Below are 15,567 nucleotides of genomic sequence, written 5' to 3'. Positions count from 1 at the left end.
GCAGTATCGTTGTTAGATTGCCTGAGCGAGGCTGCGACGTGCGTCAGGAGCCATATAATCCCCGGGGCCTTATCGATCCTTTAGGGAACTGTCCCTGGCCGGGCCCGTGGGCCCGGACATATGGTGCCCACCTACTTTCGTAGGGAACTCCGGGATCGAGTGCTTCAACGGCGTACGCGGCTTCGCACTGTTTTTTCCTTCTGGTTCGTGCCTGTCGAATTGCGTCCCCGACACGCGTGCGGTTCAGCTTAAGGTCGGTGTCATGCCCCCCGAGTGCGCAATTGCGCACGGGGCGGGGCATCCAGTACGCCGCGGCGTCGAGGTTCTTGCACTGGAGTCTCTGGAATACTGGATCGTCCGCATTCGCGGACGATGACGGCGGAGCAAGGCTCCGCCTTCGGGGGAAAACGCACATGTCCAACTCGAAATCCGAACTCCGCGCCAAAGCCCTCGCCAAGCGTGAGGCGCTGAGTGAGAAGAAGCGCACTGCCGCCGCCGCAAAACTCGCCAAACGCGGGCTGCCGTTCGAGCTGCTGCCCGGCAGCATCGTCTCCGGCTATTCGCCGATCCGCAGCGAGATCGATCCGATGCCGCTCTTGAAGATGCTTGCGGAGCAGGGCGCAAGGCTGGCGCTGCCGTGCGTCACCGCGCGCGGCCAGTCGCTGATCTTCCGCATCTTCCATCCGAACGACCGCCTGATGCTCGGCCCGCTCGGCATTCCCGAGCCGTCGCCTGCAGCGGCCGAGGTCATCCCCGACATCATGCTGACGCCGCTCGCCGCGTTCGACCGCCTCGGCCATCGCATCGGCTATGGCGCAGGCCATTACGATTTCACCTTCGCGCATTTGCGGAAAGCGAAGCACATCGTCGGCATCGGCCTTGCGTTTGCAGCGCAGGAGATCGAGGCGGTTCCGGCACTATCGCACGACGTGTCGCTGGATTATGTGCTAACGGAATCGGACGTGTTCGATTTCCGGAGTTCTGAAGTTGCGCATTCTCTTCGTGGGTGATGTCGTCGGCCGTAGCGGGCGCGAGGCGGTCGCCGAATATTTGCCCGGCATGGTCAAGGACTGGTCGCTCGATTTCGTCGTGGTCAACGGCGAGAATTCGGCAGGCGGCTTCGGCATCACGGAAGCGATCTACCAGGAATTCCTCGAGGCCGGCGCCGATGCGGTGACGCTCGGCAACCACTCCTGGGACCAGCGCGAGGCGCTCGTCTTCATCGAGCGCGCCGACCGCCTGGTGCGGCCCGCGAACTATCCGCGCGGCACGCCCGGCCGCGGCGCCGCCTTGGTCGAAACCAAGAACGGCAAGCATGCACTCGTCGTCAACGCCCTCGGCCGCGTCTTCATGACCCCGTTCGACGATCCCTTCGCCGCGCTCGAGCGCGAGCTGGGTGCCTGCCCGCTCGGCGTTGCCGCCGACGCCATCGTCGTCGACTTCCATTGCGAAGCGAGCAGCGAGAAGCAGGGCATCGGCTTCTTCTGCGATGGTCGCGCCAGCCTCGTCGTCGGCACCCACACCCATGTGCCGACCGCCGACCACCAGATCCTCACAGGCGGCACCGCCTACATGACCGATGCCGGCATGACCGGCGATTACGACTCTATCATCGGCATGCAGAAGGAAGAGCCGCTGCGCCGGTTCACCACGGGGATTCCGTCGGGCCGCTTCGAGCCGGCCGCAGGCACTGCAACGCTCAGCGCCGTCGCCGTGGAAACGGACGACGCAACGGGCCTCGCCTTGCGCATCGCACCGGTGCGCGTCGGCGGTCGGCTGGAGCCCGCGACGCCGAAGTTCTGGTTGAGTTGACAGTCTCGCGGCTCACGCCGCTGCCACCCTCCCCTGGAGGGGAGGATCGATCGCGCGTAGCGCGAGCGGGGTGGGGTGATCTCTCCACACGGGTACCGCTCAATGGGGAGAGAGCGTCACCCCACCCCGCTGCGCATTACGCTTCGCTGCATGCACAGCGACCCACGGGCGAGCTACGCTCGTCCCGGACCCCTCCAGGGGAGGGTAAGAGAAGACCTACTCCGCCGTCTGCCCGCGCAACTCAGCGATATCCTTCGCCGTCAGCTTCGAGCCCTTCGCGCCGAACCGCGCCGTGACATAATTCGCGACCGCCGCGATCTCGTCATTCGTGTATGCATTGCCGAACGCCGGCATCGACAGCGCACCATCCGGCGTGTGTCGTTTCGTACCCGAGATCACGATCTGCGCGACGTTGGTGGCGGCGGGATCGTTGACGGCCCAGGTGCCGGTCAGCGTCGCCATTGGTGAGACCGGGCTCTCGCCGCTCCAGCCGTGGCAGCTGGCGCAGGCGCTGGCGAACACCTTCTTGCCGCGCGCGTCCGCCGTGACGCCGTCGCGATGCGAGGCGGGGGCAACGGGCGCCGTGGTGGCGGGCAGGTCGGGCGAGGGCTGCGGCGGCACGCTGCGCAAGTAGGCAACGATGCTGCTGATGTCTTCGGGGGCGAATTGGCTAAAGCTGTGGTCGACCGCTTCGCCCATCGGACCCGAGGCCGAGCCGTGGCCCGGTGCATGGCCGAGCGACAGATACGAGATCAGATCCTGGTCGCTCCAATTGCCGAGACCGGTCGCCTTGTCGGAAGAAATATTGAAGGCGCGCCAGCCTGCCGTGATCGCGCCGGCGAACTTCCTGCGGTTGTCCAGCGCGAAGCCGAGATTGCGCGGGGTGTGGCACTCGCCGCAATGCGCCAGCGCCTCGGCGAGATACGCACCACGATTCCATGCCGGGCTCTTCGATGTATCCGGTGCAAAGCGCGTGTCCGGATTGAACACCGCCGACCAGAATATCATCGCCCAGCGCTGGTTGAACGGGAACGACAGCGTGTTGTCGGGCGCCTTGGCGCGCACCGCCGGCAGGCTGAAGAGATAGGCCTTCACCGCCAGCACGTCCTCGTCGGTCATGAACGTGTAGGACGTGTACGGCATCGCCGGATAGAGCCGCGCGCCGTCACGACGCTTGCCGTGCTGGACCGCGTTCAGGAAATCCTGGTCGGTGTAATTGCCGATGCCGGTATCCTTGTCCGGCGTGATGTTGGTCGAATAGAGCATGCCGAACGGCAGCTTGAAGGCCAGCCCGCCGGAATAGTCCTTCTCTCCCGGCTTGGTGTGGCAGACCATGCAGTCGGCGGCCTTCGCAAGATACTCACCGCGTTCGACCAGGCTTGCCTTCTCGAGCTTGGCGGGCACGCCGGTCGGCTTGCCGGCGCGGTAGTCCGCCAGCGCCACTTTCGTGCTGCCTGTAAAATCGAGCGGGCCGGGCCCGCGGATGATCCAGACGCCGAGTGCCACCGCGACGATGGCGATCACGACCAGGCTCGTGAGGATACGCATCTTGCCGCTCATGCCTTCTTCCCCGCAGCCAGCAGTGTCCGATCAATTCGCAGGCGCCGCAGCGCCACGCCGGTTGCGGCAAGTATCGCGTTGCGCAACGCCGGTGGTCCGGCATTGACGCCGGCCTCACCGATGCCGCCGGGCGCCTCGCCGCTCTTCACGACGATCACCTCGATCTTCGGCGTCTCGTTGATGCGCATCATGCGGTAGTCGTGGAAGTTCGACTGCTGCACGCGGCCCTTGTCGATGGTGATCTCGCCATAGAGCGCGGCGGTGAGGCCGAAGATCAGCCCGCCCTCGATCTGCGCCTTCACCGTGTCAGGGTTGACCGCGATACCGGTGTCGACCACCGAGGTGACGCGGCGGAGCGTGATCTCGCCGATGTCGTCGATCTCGGCCTCCACGACGGTCGCAATGAAGCTCGCGAATGACGGCTGCACGCAGACGCCGCGGCCGACGCGCGGAGGCAGCGGTTGGCCCCAGCCGGATTTCTCCGCGACCTGATTGAGCACCGCCAGCATGCGCGGGTTCTTGGTCAGCATGGACTTGCGGAATTCGATCGGGTCCTTGCCCGCCTTGCGCGCGAGCTCGTCCATCGCGCATTCGACCGCGAACACGTTGTTGTTCGGGCCGACGCCGCGCCAGAAGCCTGTCGGGACCGATAACGGCTCGGCACGGACATATTCGACGTGGAAATTGGCGAATTCGTAAGGTGCATCCACCGCGGCATCGACCGCGTCGATGTCGATGCCCTTCTGGAACGCCGGCGGCAGCCAGCGCGCCAGCACGGCGGAGCCGGCGACCTTGTACTTCCACCCCGCGACCTTGCCGTCGACCAGCGACGCCGTGATCTGGTCGCGATAGACCGGGCGGTAGACGTCGTGCTGGATGTCCTCCTCGCGGGTCCACACCACCTTCACGGGGTAGTCGACCTGTTTTGCGATCTTCACCGCGGCGACAACCATGTCCGGCTCGAGCTTGCGGCCGAAGCCGCCGCCGAGCAGATGGTTGTTGACGATCACCTTGTCGACGGGGAGGCCCGCGGCCTTCGCCGCTTCGGACTGCACACGCGTCATGATCTGCGTGCCGGTCCAGATCTCGCAGGAGTCGGGCTTCACGTGCACCGTGGCGTTGATGGGCTCCATCGACGCGTGCGCCAGGAACGGCAGCTCGTAAGCCGCCTCAAACTTGTCGCCGCTGGCGAGCGCCTTGCCGATGTCGCCGTCGGACTTTGCGACCACACCGTCGTTCTGGCTGGCCTTGCGCAGATCGTCCCAGATATCTTTCGTGGTGATCTTCGCGTTGGGTCCCTCGTTCCACTCGATCTTGAGCGCTTCGAGACCTTTCTTTGCCGCCCACATGTGATCACCGATCACGGCGACTGCGTCGTCGAGTATGACGACCTTGCGCACGCCCGCGACTTTCGTCGCGGCACTGTCGTCGACCTTGCCGACCTTGCCACCGAATACCGGGCAATTGGCGATCGCCGCGATCTTCATGCCGGGGAGGATCGCGTCGATGCCGTAGAGAGCTTTGCCGTTGACCTTGTCCGGCGTATCGAGCCGCTTCAGCGGTTGGCCGATGAGGACGAAGTCCTTGGGATCCTTGATTGCGACGTCTTTCGGGGGCGTCTGGCCCTGCGCGGCAAGCGCCAGTTCGCCATAGCCGAGCTTACGGCCGCTGGCTTCATGCGCGACCTCGCCCTTCGACGCGCTGCAGCTCGCAGGCTCGACACCCCATTGGGCGGCTGCGGCCTGCACCAGCATCGCGCGCGCGGTGGCGCCGGCCTTGCGCAGCGGCAGCCACCAGGCGCGGATCGAGTTGGAATTGCCGGTGACTTGCAGGCCGAAGGTCGGATTGCCGTAGAGCTTGTCGTTCGGCGGGGCGTGCTGGACCTCGACCTTGCTCCAGTCGGCATCCAACTCTTCGGCGAGCACGGCCGAGATCGAGGTATAGGTGCCCTGGCCCATCTCGACCTGCGGCATGATCAGCACGGTGCGGCCGGTTTCGTCGATGCGGATGAACGCGTTGGGCGCGAACCTGCCCTCGGTACTGTCGCGCGGCTGCACCGGCTCGTTCACGGCGGCGCGCAGCGGCAGATGGAAGGCGAGCAGGAAGCCGCCTGCGAGACCGCCGGTCAGCAACGCGCGACGGGTGACGCTGTGATGTGCATTCATGGCAGGCCTCACGACTGACGGCCGTTGGCGGCCTGCTTGATGGCCTCGCGGATGCGCACATAGGTGCCGCAGCGGCAGATGTTGCCGGCCATCGCAGCATCGATGTCGGAATCGTCAGGATTGGGCGTTGCCGCCAGCAGCGCGGCAGCTGCCATTATCTGGCCGGACTGGCAGTAACCGCACTGGACCACTTCGGCCTCGAGCCAGGCCTTCTGCACCTTGGCGCCCGCAGGCGTGCTGCCGACATGTTCGATGGTGATAATGGCGCGGTTCGCGACCGCGCTCACCGGCAGCACGCAGGAGCGCACGGCCTTGCCGTCGACATGCACCGTGCAGGCGCCGCATTGCGCGATGCCGCAGCCGAACTTGGTGCCGGTCATGCCGAGGACGTCACGCAGCACCCACAGCAACGGCATGTCAGGTGGTGCGTCGAAGGATTTTGTCTGGCCGTTGATGGTGAGTGTCGTTGCCATATGCATTCCCCTGCTCGACGACGCTTGCGGCGATCGCGTCGAATTTTTCGCGCGACCCTAATCATACCGATGCGAAACGATGAAGCTTCCAAATTCGCAGCAATGCATATTTGCGCGGTTGAAGCGGCAGACCATGACATTCACGAATTTGTGCGGCGATCGCTGCAGCGATTATAGGCTATTTGATATGATAATCGTCATGTTTTGACGCATTTTCGTCGCGCGCGCCGCCAAACGTCGCAGATCGTCGTGCGAATGCGCAAAATCATGCGATGACGAAATCCGTGCGATTGGGAAAATCGGACGATCGAGAGTGGTGCGGTGGCGAGTGCGGTACGTCTGACAGGGATCAGCGACCGGACATGCGCAGCGAAGGCCACCGCGCCCGATGATGCCATAGTGCTCCTGTTTTGCTCGACGGTGCAACTGTTGGTGCATCGGTGTGCACCCAGCACTCGAAACACCTCTCCCAAAGGGAGAGGTCGGATCGCATCGAAGATGCGATCCGGGTGAGGGGTCTAGGTCTCACCCAGTGCTGCGGTCCCTCACCCGGATTGCACCGGACGATGCTTCGCATCGCCGAGAGCAATCCGACCTCTCCCCGTCGTCGGGGAGAGGTGAACCACGCCCAGCCGATAGCGTTGACCCGGCGCCCAAGCCATTGATTCCGCACACCCCGGCTACTGTGCATGGGGTTGTTTTCGAGCTTTTTATTTTGGGGAGCCGGAAACGCTGTCGCGACGCCCGTCAGCCCTGCCGAAAACCCATGCGGAAGGCGCCCCAGTGCCTGCCGCGGACCATGATCGGCGAGGACAGGTCCTTCATCAGCACGAACTGCCCGCCGCCCATGTCGCGGCGATAGGTCTGCAGCAGGAACGGTTTGGTGTTGGCCGCGACCTTCTTCACCGCGCGGTCGGTGAACAGGCGGCGGTTGCGGCAATTGGCGTTATTCCAGACCGGATCTTTGCCTTGCGGCAAGCGGTAGTTCGGATTGTGGGTCGGCAGGTACCCGCCCCTGGCCCAGGCGACGCAGAATACGATGCGGGGATCGGATTTCTGAATCGGGTCCTGGATCGCGGGCAGCACGCGATCGGTGAACTCGACGTAATTGGTGAGGTATTGCTTCGGATCGGTGCCGGGGATCTCGCGATAGTTCTCGTCCATGAGATGGTCGAGCGTGATGTCGCCGCGATCGATCGCAGCTTCGAACTCGGCGGAGATCCGCTTGGCCGTCTCGACGACGACACGGATCAGCGGCACATCCGACGTCTCCACGCCGCTGTCGGCGATCAGCGCGATCAGGCCTTCGGAGGTGTCGAGCAGCTTCGCCACCCGCTGGTCGGCGATTCTGAGATCGCGCGAGGAGAGGTCGACGCCTTTTGCGAGTTCGTTGAGCTCGCTGATGACGGTGTCGCAGTGTCCGAGATTGGACGTCGCTGCGCGCGCGACGCTGTCGATCTCCGCTTCCACGGAGGCAAAGCCCTGCTGGACGCGCGAGATGATGCCGGAGATCTGCTGGGCGCCTTCGCCGGCGGTCTTGGCGCGCTGCGAGGCGTCGCTGCTTTCGCCGATCAGGCCTTCGATCTGACCGTCGAGATCGCGCACGGTGTCGGAGATCTGATGCGTGGCCTGGCGGGTGGCTTCCGCGAGGTTCTTCACCTCGCTCGCGACCACGGCAAAACCGCGGCCGGCATTGCCGGCGCGGGCTGCTTCGATGGTTGCGTTGAGCGCCAGCAGGTTGGTCTGCTTCGCGATCGCCTCGATCGAGCCTGATACCCTTGCCACCTGCGCCAGCGCCGAGCCCACCGCGCTGAGGCGCGCCTCGATCCGCTCTACGGCCGCGACCAGTTCGGAGATATGGCTGACGGCGGTATCGACCGCGCTGCGCGACTGCGCGATCTCGCCGACCGCGGCGGACGTCGTCGTCTGCACCGCCTGCGATGCATTGGCGATGTCGTGGTTGGCCGAGACCATCGTCTCCGCTGTCTTCTGGAGATTTTGGAATCGTTCCGACTGGTTGGCGACGCGGTTCGCCACTTCCTGGACGTTGCCGGCGATGTCGGCGAGCTCGACGCCGAGACCGCCGATGCGGTCAGCGAGCTGGTCGATCAGGCGTTCGGCGAGAGTCCGGTTGGATGCGGTGTCCAGTACTGCAAGTTGTGCCAGGGACATGTACGCGCTTTCTCCAGTCAGAACCGGTGATCGGCTCTCGGCGGCATTCCCATTCCAATCTCGATCTTAGAGGATGATTCGCTCGATCTTAGAGGATGATTCGCGCTCGGCGTCTTGCCCAAGAGTGCACGAGAGCGGGCACTACAGCTTGTAAGCCGTGCGGAATCCGCCCCAGTGCCGTCCCCTTGACGCGGATCGGCACGTCGATCTCGCGCATCATCACCGTGTTCCCGTTGCCCATGTCGCGGGCATAGCTCTGGACCAGGTACGAGCGCAGGTTGCGTGCGGCAGCCAACCCCGCCGGATCGTTGAAGATGCGCCGATTGCGGCTGTTGGCGGTGTTCCAGGCGACGTCGCCCGGCCGCTGCGGATGCGAATAGATCTTGTTGTGCACCGGCAGGAAGCCGTTGCCGTCGACCAAGGCGCAGAACGCCATCCGCGGGTCCTTGGCGAGAAAGGCTTCCTGGAACGGCGGCAGCGCGCGGTCGGCCCAGTCCAGATAGCGCGTGCGGTATTGCTGCGGATTGGTGCCGGTAATCTCCACGTAGTCGGTGTCGAAGAGGTCCTCCATCTTGACCTCGCCGCGCGCAACCGCCTGCTCGAATATTTTCGTCAGCGCATTGCCCGCCTCCATGGCACGGGTGACGAACTCCGCGTTCTCCTCATGGATCGACCAGAGCTTGTCCTCGATCTTCTCGTTGAGGGCGGCGTTGGGGCCAACGAATTGCGCGCGGGCGCCGGCCTTGGATTGCTCGACCACGCGCAGGCGGCAGGCGCCAATGTCTTCGAGGCTACCTTCGATCATCGCCTGCGGTGCAAGCCGGCCTGCGTCCGGGCCGCCAATCAGCACGCCTTCCATCGCGATCTCATAGACCGGCATCACGCCGCGCGAGGTCGCGAAGTTGAGGTGACAGGGCAGCCGCTCGGTCTTGCGGCGGTCGTCGTGTTCGCTCTGGCGCAGCAGCACGGCGCAGCGCGATTTCAGCTTCTGAGCAAAAGTGGTGACGGCTTTGCCGGCACTGGTGACGCTCTCGCCGTGGGTCTCGGCCGCCTTGGTCGCGGCATCGATCTCGGCCGCGCTCTCACCGACCGAGATGATGAACTCCGAGGCGCTGGCGGCGTTGCCGGAGACTTCGCTCGTGGTGGCATTCTGCTCGGCGACCGCGCCGTTGACGGTGTCGAACACCGGGCGGATCGCCTCGATCGCCAGCGAGATGCGATGCACCGCGTCCGCAGAGCCGGCGGCGTCGCGCTGCAGCGCGTCGATCTTCTTTGTGATCTCTTCCGTCGCGCTCTGGGTCTGCACCGCGAGGGCCTTGACCTCCGTGGCGACGACCGCAAAACCCTTTCCCGCATCGCCCGCGCGCGCGGCCTCGATGGTCGAGTTGAGCGCGAGCAGCGTGGTCTGCCGCGCGATCTGCGCGATCAGATTGACGACATTGCCGATGGCGGCGGAGGATTCGCGCAAGCGGTCGACATTGGCGCGCGCTTCCTGCGCCGCGGCACTGGCCTCGTCGGCGAGCTTGCCGGCTTCGCGGACCTGCGCGCCGATGCCTTGCGCGGACTGGGTGAACTTGTCGGCGGCATGGGCGAAGGTGGAGGCGGTCGACTGCGCCGCATTGGTGCGGCCGGTCAGGGCGTCGGTGCGGTCGCGAATGGCGGTAAGCGTCGCGGCGGTCGCCTCGGCGCCGCCGGCCACGGAATTGGCGGCACGTTCGAGCTGGCGAATCATAGCGCCGAGCTCGAGTTCCAGCAGTTCCAGGACTTCCCTGGCGGAATTGCCCTCAGGAGCCGGGGCGGGCTCGGAATTGGCCACCGGCTGCGCGGCCTGCGGAGCTGCCACAGGCGCGGCCATGTCAGGCAGACGCCTCCGAAATAGTCCGAACGCCATCACGTCTCTCTTGTCGGGGAACGGGCGGACGCTATTTTCGCAAGCCGGAATGAAATCAGGGTTAACGTTGCCCGACCTCTAGGCACGGGCCATTACGGCGGCTACCTCTACAGTGCTACCTTAAGGCAACCAGAGCCCTTTGATTCCGGTGGGTTGGCAGCCTATAAGGCCGCGCTTCCCACGCTCACCATTGGCTGACGATTCCTTAAGAGACCACGCATGGCCGGACATTCCCAATTCAAGAACATCATGCACCGCAAGGGGCGGCAGGATGCCCAGAAGTCGAAGATCTTCGGCAAGCTGGCGCGGGAAATCACCGTGGCCGCCAAACTGGGCACCCCCGACCCCGCCATGAACCCGCGCCTGCGTGCCGCCGTGATCGCGGCGCGCCAGGAGAACATGCCGAAGGATAATATCGAGCGCGCCATCAAAAAGGCGATCGGCAGCGAGGGCGAGAACTATGACGAGATCCGCTATGAGGGCTACGGGCCCGGCGGCGTTGCCGTCATCGTCGAGGCGCTGACCGACAACCGCAACCGCGCCGCCTCTGACATCCGCTCCTTCTTCACCAAGTCCGGCGGCAATCTCGGTGAAACCGGCTCGGTGTCCTTCATGTTCGACCGCACCGGCGTCATCGAATACGACCGCAGCGTCGCCTCCGACGACGCGGTGCTGGACGCCGCGATCGAGGCCGGCGCAGACGACGTCGTTTCCGGCGAGGGCGGCCACGAGATCTACGCCTCCACCGAAAGCTATCGCGACGTCGCCAAGGCGCTCGAAGCCAAGTTCGGCGAGCCGCGCAAGGCCGCTTTGATCTGGAAACCGCAGAACACGGTCGCGGTCGACGACGAGACCGGCGAGAAGCTCTTGAAGCTAATGGACTTGCTCAACGAGCACGACGATGTCCAGAACGTCTACGCCAATTTCGAGGTGTCGGACGCGCTGATGGCGAAGATGGGCGGGTAGGGCTTGCATGTCCCGGACGCGGTGCAGCGCGAAGCGGTGCGACGCAGAGCCGGGACCCACGGTGCCTCAAGCGCTGGCGGCGATATGGGCCCCGGTTCATCAGCACATCACTGCGTGCCGCGCTGCGCCCGGGGCATAAGAGCCGGGGACTTCCGTTCTGTTTCTGTTTCCCTCAGTCCGGCCAGCCGCTATCACTGGCCCATGACTGAGCTCCCGATTCGTGGCCCCGTTCGCATCATCGGCATCGACCCCGGCCTGCGCCGCACCGGCTGGGGCGTTATCGAGGCTGAGGGCAATCGCCTGATCTACATCGCCTGCGGCTCGGTGGAACCGCCGGACGATCTGCCCTTGTCGGGCCGGCTGCTCGCGATCCACGAAGGGCTCGCGTCCGTCCTCTCCAGCCACCAGCCGATCGAAGCCGCAGTCGAGCAGACTTTCGTCAACAAGGACGGCGTCGCGACGCTGAAGCTCGGCCAGGCCCGCGGGGTTGCCATGCTGGCGCCGGCAATGTTCGGCATCAGTGTTGCCGAATACGCGCCCAACCAGGTCAAGAAGACGGTGGTCGGCGCCGGCCACGCCGACAAGCAACAGATCGCGATGATGCTGAAGATATTGCTGCCGAAAGCCGAGCCGCCGTCCGCTGATGCTGCCGACGCACTCGCCATCGCCATCACCCACGCCCATCACCGCCAGAGCACCGCGCTCAGGCTGAAGGTAGCTGGGATATGATCGGCAAGCTCAAGGGCCTGATCGATTCCTACGGCGAGGATTTTGTCATCCTCGACGTCGGCGGCGTCGGCTATCAGGTGCATTGCTCGTCGCGCACGCTGCAGCATCTGCCGTCGCCGGGCGAGGCCGCCGTGCTGTCGATCGAGACTTACGTCCGCGAGGACCAGATAAAACTGTTCGGCTTTCGTACCGACCAGGAGCGCGAATGGTTTCGCCTGCTTCAGACCGTGCAGGGCGTCGGCGCCAAGGTCGCGCTCGCGGTGCTCGGCACGCTACAGCCTTCCGATCTCGCCAACGCCATTGCGCTGCGCGACAAGGCCGCGGTATCGCGCACGCCCGGCGTCGGTCCCAAGGTCGCCGAGCGCATCGTCACCGAATTGAAGGACAAGGCGCCGGCCTTCGCCAACGTCGATCCGGCCGTCGTGCATCTCTCCGGCGCTGTCGACGACCAGCGCGCGCCGCGCCCGGTGGCGGATGCGATCTCCGCGCTGGTCAATCTCGGCTACGGCCAGCCGCAGGCCGCTGCCGCGATCGCGTCGGCTTCGCGCAGCGCGGGTGAGAACGCCGAGACGGCGCAGCTCATTCGCCTCGGCCTGAAGGAATTGGCGAAGTGAGCGATCCCAAGGCCAGCCGCATGGTCTCGCCCGAGCGCCGCAGCGACGATGTCGGCGACACCGCGCTGCGTCCGCAGTCGCTGTCCGACTTCGTCGGCCAGCAGCAGGCGCGCAAGAACCTCTCGATCTTCATCGAAGCCGCGCGCAAGCGCGGCGAGGCGCTGGATCATGTGCTATTCGTCGGCCCGCCCGGCCTCGGCAAGACCACGCTGGCGCAGATCGTCGCCAAGGAGCTCGGCGTCGGCTTTCGCGCGACCTCGGGCCCGGTGATCGCCAAGGCCGGCGATCTCGCCGCGCTCCTCACCAATCTCGAAGAGCGCGACGTGCTCTTCATCGACGAGATCCATCGCCTCAGCCCGGCGGTGGAAGAGGTGCTCTATCCCGCGATGGAGGATTTCCAGCTCGACCTCATCATCGGCGAGGGCCCGGCGGCGCGATCGGTGAAGATCGAGCTGTCGAAATTCACCCTCGTCGGCGCCACCACGCGCGCCGGCCTTCTCACCAATCCCTTGCGCGATCGTTTCGGCATTCCGGTCCGGCTCAATTTCTACACGATCGAGGAATTGGAGAGCATCGTCAGCCGCGGCGCGCGTGTGCTCAATGTCGGCATGAGCGCGGATGGCGCCAACGAGATCGCGCGCCGGGCCCGCGGCACGCCGCGCATCGCCGGGCGTCTGCTCCGCCGTGTGCGCGATTTCGCCTCCGCGGCCGATGCCGACAAGATTGACCGCAAGATCGCCGACCACGCGCTGAGTGCGCTCGAGGTCGATGCCGCAGGGCTCGACGCCATGGACCGCCGCTATCTCACCACCATCGCGATGAACTATGGCGGCGGCCCGGTCGGCGTCGAGACCATGGCCGCGGCCTTGTCGGAGCCGCGCGATGCCATCGAGGATATAATCGAGCCCTATCTGATCCAGTGCGGCTATCTGCAGCGCACGCCGCGCGGCCGCCTGCTGACCTCGCACGCCTTCCGTCATCTCGGCATCGCCGAACCCTCGCGCGATGCGGCGCAGTTCGGCCTGTTCGGCACGGATGACAGCGACGAGTGATCTGCTGAAACGGTCGCTGTTCCGGCTTTGATGAATTTCCGGTAATCTCGTGCAGACGATCTGCACGAACGCACCCCAATTCCGCTCCAATCGGATATCATCAAGACGCCGCATCACCAGCGAGCTTCCATGATCACGCGCCGTCATCTCATCCGTTCCATCGGCGGCCTGTCCGCCCTCGGCGTCTCGACCGCGGCTTATGGCGTCGGCGTCGAGCCGATGCTGCGGCTCCGCGTCACCCGCTATCATCCAACGCCGCGGCAATGGCCGGCGGATCTTCCGCTGAAGATCGCCGTCATCGCCGACATCCATGCCTGCGATCCCTGGATGCCGCTGGACCGGATCGAGGCCATCGTCGACCGCACCAACGCGCTGAACGCCGACCTCATCGTGCTGCTCGGCGATTATGTCGCCGGCCTGCATCAGGTCACGCGCATCATCCCGTCGAGCGAATGGGCGAGGGTGCTGGCGGGCCTCAAGGCGCCGCTCGGCGTCCATGCCGTCATGGGCAACCACGATTATTGGGATGACAGGACGGTGCAGCGGGCCGGGCAGGGGGCGACCGTCGCGCATCGTGCGCTGGAGGCGGCCGGCATCCCCGTCTACGAGAACGATGTCGTGCGCCTCAGCAAGGACGGTCGCCCGTTTTGGCTCGCCGGCCTCGGCGATCAGCTCGCCTTCCTGCCGGCGCGGCGCTTCCGGAGCACGGGGCGCTTCGGTGCCGACGATCTCAATGCGACGCTCGCCAAGGTCACCGACGATGCGCCCGTGATCCTGCTCGCCCACGAGCCCAACATCGCGCCGCGCGTGCCCGCGCGCGTTGCGCTGCAACTGTCCGGCCACACCCATGGCGGGCAAGTCCGCCTGCTCGGCTGGTCGCCGGCCGTCCCAAAGCAGCATGGCGTCCGGCTTGCCTATGGTCATGTCAGGCTGAAATGCGACGTCATCATCTCCGGCGGCCTCGGTTGCAGCATCATGCCGCTCCGCGTCGGCGTGCCGCCGGAGATCGTGGAGGTGACGCTGGGGCGAGGGCCTTTGGTGGTGTAACCCACGCTTGCGTGGTCCGTTGTTTTTGCGCAAAACGGGCCGGTTACCGACAAGCGAAGAGGCTCGCGACGTGACAGCTCATCTCGACGGCGAGATCCGCGACGGCCGCCACCACATGCAGGTCCGTGTCTACTACGAGGACACGGATTTTTCCGGCATCGTCTATCACGCCAATTATCTGCGCTACATGGAACGCGGACGCACCAATCATCTCAGGCTGATGGGCGCCGAGCAGCAGGCGCTGTTCGAGCAGACCGAGGCGGAAGGCGCCGGCTTCGCCTTCGTGGTGCGCTCGATGCATCTGGACTTTTTGAAGCCCGCGCGGATGGACGACGTGCTCGATGTTGTGACTTGGCCGATCGCGGTGAAGGGCGCCTCCATCATGCTGGCGCAGGAGGTGCGGCGCGGCGACGACGTGCTGGTGAAAGCCGAGGTCCGCGTTGCCTTCATCAGCGGCGGTCGCGCCCAGCCTATCCCAAAGTCGATCCGCACGCTGATGAAAGCCGATTTGATTTCGTGATCGCCTGATTTGTGACGGCCTATCGACTCCGCCAGCTGCGGCGATAAATTCGCCGGCCCGATCAACCGATGAGGCCATCATGTCGCGCCCGCCGCTTCCACCCTTCACCCGCGAGACCGCCGCGCAAAAGGCCCGCATGGCCGAGGACGCCTGGAATTCACGCGATCCGGTGCGCGTCTCACTCGCCTATACCGAGGACAGCCGCTGGCGCAATCGTTCGGAAGTTTTTCAGGGCCGCGAAGCCATCGTCGCCTTCCTCACCCGCAAATGGGAGAAGGAGCAGGACTACCGCCTGATCAAGGATCTCTGGGCCTTCGACGGCAACCGCATTGCCGTGCGCTTCCAGTACGAATGGCACGACTCGAGCGGCCAGTGGTACCGCTCCTACGGCAACGAGCAGTGGGAGTTCGACGAGCACGGTCTGATGAAGCGGCGCGAGGCTTCGATCAACGACATCGCGATTGCAGAGAAGGATCGCCGGTTTCACTGGGCGGCGCCGGGACCGCGGCCGGCCGATGTGCCGGGGCTGGGGACGGATCCGTTCTGATATTTCCGCAAGCGACGCT

Annotated in this window: 13 protein-coding genes, 1 other RNA gene and 1 pseudogene; 10 read left to right on the top strand and 5 right to left on the bottom strand. The window is 65.2% G+C overall.

All coding sequences use genetic code 11. The annotated features are described in order from the left end of the window. Window positions 1-25: 25 nt before the first annotated feature. From ssrS to P6U29_RS37215, 3 genes are all read left to right on the top strand, one after another. Window positions 26-187, top strand: a non-coding RNA gene (ssrS, locus tag P6U29_RS37225) — 6S RNA. A gap of 226 nt (window positions 188-413) precedes the next feature. Continuing rightward, window positions 414-1,010, top strand: coding sequence for a 5-formyltetrahydrofolate cyclo-ligase (locus P6U29_RS37220; protein WP_407115095.1), 597 nt, complete (start codon window positions 414-416; stop codon window positions 1,008-1,010). After that, window positions 988-1,812, top strand: coding sequence for a TIGR00282 family metallophosphoesterase (locus tag P6U29_RS37215; protein ID WP_407115094.1), 825 nt, complete (start codon window positions 988-990; stop codon window positions 1,810-1,812). The genes P6U29_RS37220 and P6U29_RS37215 overlap by 23 nt, the downstream gene beginning before the upstream one ends. A 216-nt stretch (window positions 1,813-2,028) precedes the next feature. On the opposite strand, the gene P6U29_RS37210 is transcribed toward P6U29_RS37215, so the two are convergent. The 5 genes and pseudogenes from P6U29_RS37210 to P6U29_RS37190 form a co-directional block, all read right to left on the bottom strand. Next, entirely contained in the window at window positions 2,029-3,372 is a 1,344-nt protein-coding gene (locus P6U29_RS37210; RefSeq protein ID WP_407115093.1) for a c-type cytochrome, read from the bottom strand. Then, the gene (locus P6U29_RS37205; protein ID WP_407115092.1) at window positions 3,369-5,537 is read right to left on the bottom strand and encodes a molybdopterin cofactor-binding domain-containing protein; all 2,169 of its coding nucleotides are present in this window, start codon (window positions 5,535-5,537) and stop codon (window positions 3,369-3,371) included. Before P6U29_RS37205 ends, P6U29_RS37210 begins: the two co-directional genes overlap by 4 nt. 8 nt (window positions 5,538-5,545) lie before the next feature. Then, window positions 5,546-6,010, bottom strand: a complete 465-nt coding sequence (locus P6U29_RS37200) for a (2Fe-2S)-binding protein (protein ID WP_407115091.1) — start codon at window positions 6,008-6,010, stop codon at window positions 5,546-5,548. 747 nt (window positions 6,011-6,757) lie between these two features. Next, the gene (locus tag P6U29_RS37195; RefSeq protein WP_407115090.1) at window positions 6,758-8,182 is read right to left on the bottom strand and encodes a methyl-accepting chemotaxis protein; all 1,425 of its coding nucleotides are present in this window, start codon (window positions 8,180-8,182) and stop codon (window positions 6,758-6,760) included. 141 nt (window positions 8,183-8,323) lie between these two features. Next, window positions 8,324-10,073: pseudogene (locus P6U29_RS37190) on the bottom strand (methyl-accepting chemotaxis protein). 219 nt (window positions 10,074-10,292) lie between these two features. Between P6U29_RS37190 and P6U29_RS37185 the strand changes: the two are divergent. The 7 genes from P6U29_RS37185 (at window position 10,293) to P6U29_RS37155 (ending at window position 15,548) form a co-directional block, all read left to right on the top strand. Next, window positions 10,293-11,039: a YebC/PmpR family DNA-binding transcriptional regulator gene (locus P6U29_RS37185; RefSeq protein ID WP_407115089.1), complete on the top strand. Its 747-nt coding sequence runs from the start codon at window positions 10,293-10,295 to the stop codon at window positions 11,037-11,039. Between the two features lie 201 nt (window positions 11,040-11,240). After that, complete coding sequence (gene ruvC / locus P6U29_RS37180; RefSeq protein WP_407115088.1) at window positions 11,241-11,768, top strand: crossover junction endodeoxyribonuclease RuvC; 528 nt, start codon at window positions 11,241-11,243, stop codon at window positions 11,766-11,768. Beyond that, the gene (gene ruvA / locus P6U29_RS37175; RefSeq protein WP_407115087.1) at window positions 11,765-12,382 is read left to right on the top strand and encodes a Holliday junction branch migration protein RuvA; all 618 of its coding nucleotides are present in this window, start codon (window positions 11,765-11,767) and stop codon (window positions 12,380-12,382) included. The genes ruvC and ruvA overlap by 4 nt, the downstream gene beginning before the upstream one ends. Window positions 12,383-12,402: 20 nt before the next feature. Further along, window positions 12,403-13,434 (top strand): Holliday junction branch migration DNA helicase RuvB, encoded by a 1,032-nt coding sequence (gene ruvB, locus P6U29_RS37170; protein ID WP_407119539.1) that lies wholly within the window; start codon window positions 12,403-12,405, stop codon window positions 13,432-13,434. Between the two features lie 129 nt (window positions 13,435-13,563). Continuing rightward, a complete protein-coding gene (locus P6U29_RS37165; protein WP_407115086.1) occupies window positions 13,564-14,481 on the top strand; it encodes a metallophosphoesterase in 918 nt (305 codons plus the stop codon). A 70-nt stretch (window positions 14,482-14,551) separates the two neighbouring features. Then, window positions 14,552-15,001 (top strand): tol-pal system-associated acyl-CoA thioesterase, encoded by a 450-nt coding sequence (ybgC, locus tag P6U29_RS37160; RefSeq protein ID WP_407115085.1) that lies wholly within the window; start codon window positions 14,552-14,554, stop codon window positions 14,999-15,001. 79 nt (window positions 15,002-15,080) lie between these two features. Continuing rightward, the gene (locus tag P6U29_RS37155; RefSeq protein ID WP_407115084.1) at window positions 15,081-15,548 is read left to right on the top strand and encodes a DUF1348 family protein; all 468 of its coding nucleotides are present in this window, start codon (window positions 15,081-15,083) and stop codon (window positions 15,546-15,548) included. The last annotated feature ends 19 nt before the right edge of the window (window positions 15,549-15,567 follow it).

Source organism: Bradyrhizobium sp. LMG 9283, from assembly GCF_045571415.1.
Classification (GTDB): Bacteria; Pseudomonadota; Alphaproteobacteria; order Rhizobiales; family Xanthobacteraceae; genus Bradyrhizobium.
The sequence above is the reverse complement of the archived record's forward strand: the minus strand, read 5'-3'. Positions and strand labels throughout refer to the sequence as shown.

Excerpts from the sequence above, each read along its gene's own strand:
- P6U29_RS37200 (WP_407115091.1), bottom strand. The coding sequence starts at position 6,010 with ATGGCAACGACACTCACCATCAACGGCCAGACAAAATCCTTCGACGCA.
- ruvB (WP_407119539.1), top strand. The coding sequence starts at position 12,403 with ATGGTCTCGCCCGAGCGCCGCAGCGACGATGTCGGCGACACCGCGCTG.
- P6U29_RS37210 (WP_407115093.1), bottom strand. The coding sequence starts at position 3,372 with ATGAGCGGCAAGATGCGTATCCTCACGAGCCTGGTCGTGATCGCCATC.
- ruvC (WP_407115088.1), top strand. The coding sequence starts at position 11,241 with ATGACTGAGCTCCCGATTCGTGGCCCCGTTCGCATCATCGGCATCGAC.
- P6U29_RS37195 (WP_407115090.1), bottom strand. The coding sequence starts at position 8,182 with ATGTCCCTGGCACAACTTGCAGTACTGGACACCGCATCCAACCGGACT.
- P6U29_RS37220 (WP_407115095.1), top strand. The coding sequence starts at position 414 with ATGTCCAACTCGAAATCCGAACTCCGCGCCAAAGCCCTCGCCAAGCGT.
- P6U29_RS37155 (WP_407115084.1), top strand. The coding sequence starts at position 15,081 with ATGTCGCGCCCGCCGCTTCCACCCTTCACCCGCGAGACCGCCGCGCAA.
- P6U29_RS37205 (WP_407115092.1), bottom strand. The coding sequence starts at position 5,537 with ATGAATGCACATCACAGCGTCACCCGTCGCGCGTTGCTGACCGGCGGT.
- ruvA (WP_407115087.1), top strand. The coding sequence starts at position 11,765 with ATGATCGGCAAGCTCAAGGGCCTGATCGATTCCTACGGCGAGGATTTT.
- P6U29_RS37185 (WP_407115089.1), top strand. The coding sequence starts at position 10,293 with ATGGCCGGACATTCCCAATTCAAGAACATCATGCACCGCAAGGGGCGG.
- P6U29_RS37165 (WP_407115086.1), top strand. The coding sequence starts at position 13,564 with ATGATCACGCGCCGTCATCTCATCCGTTCCATCGGCGGCCTGTCCGCC.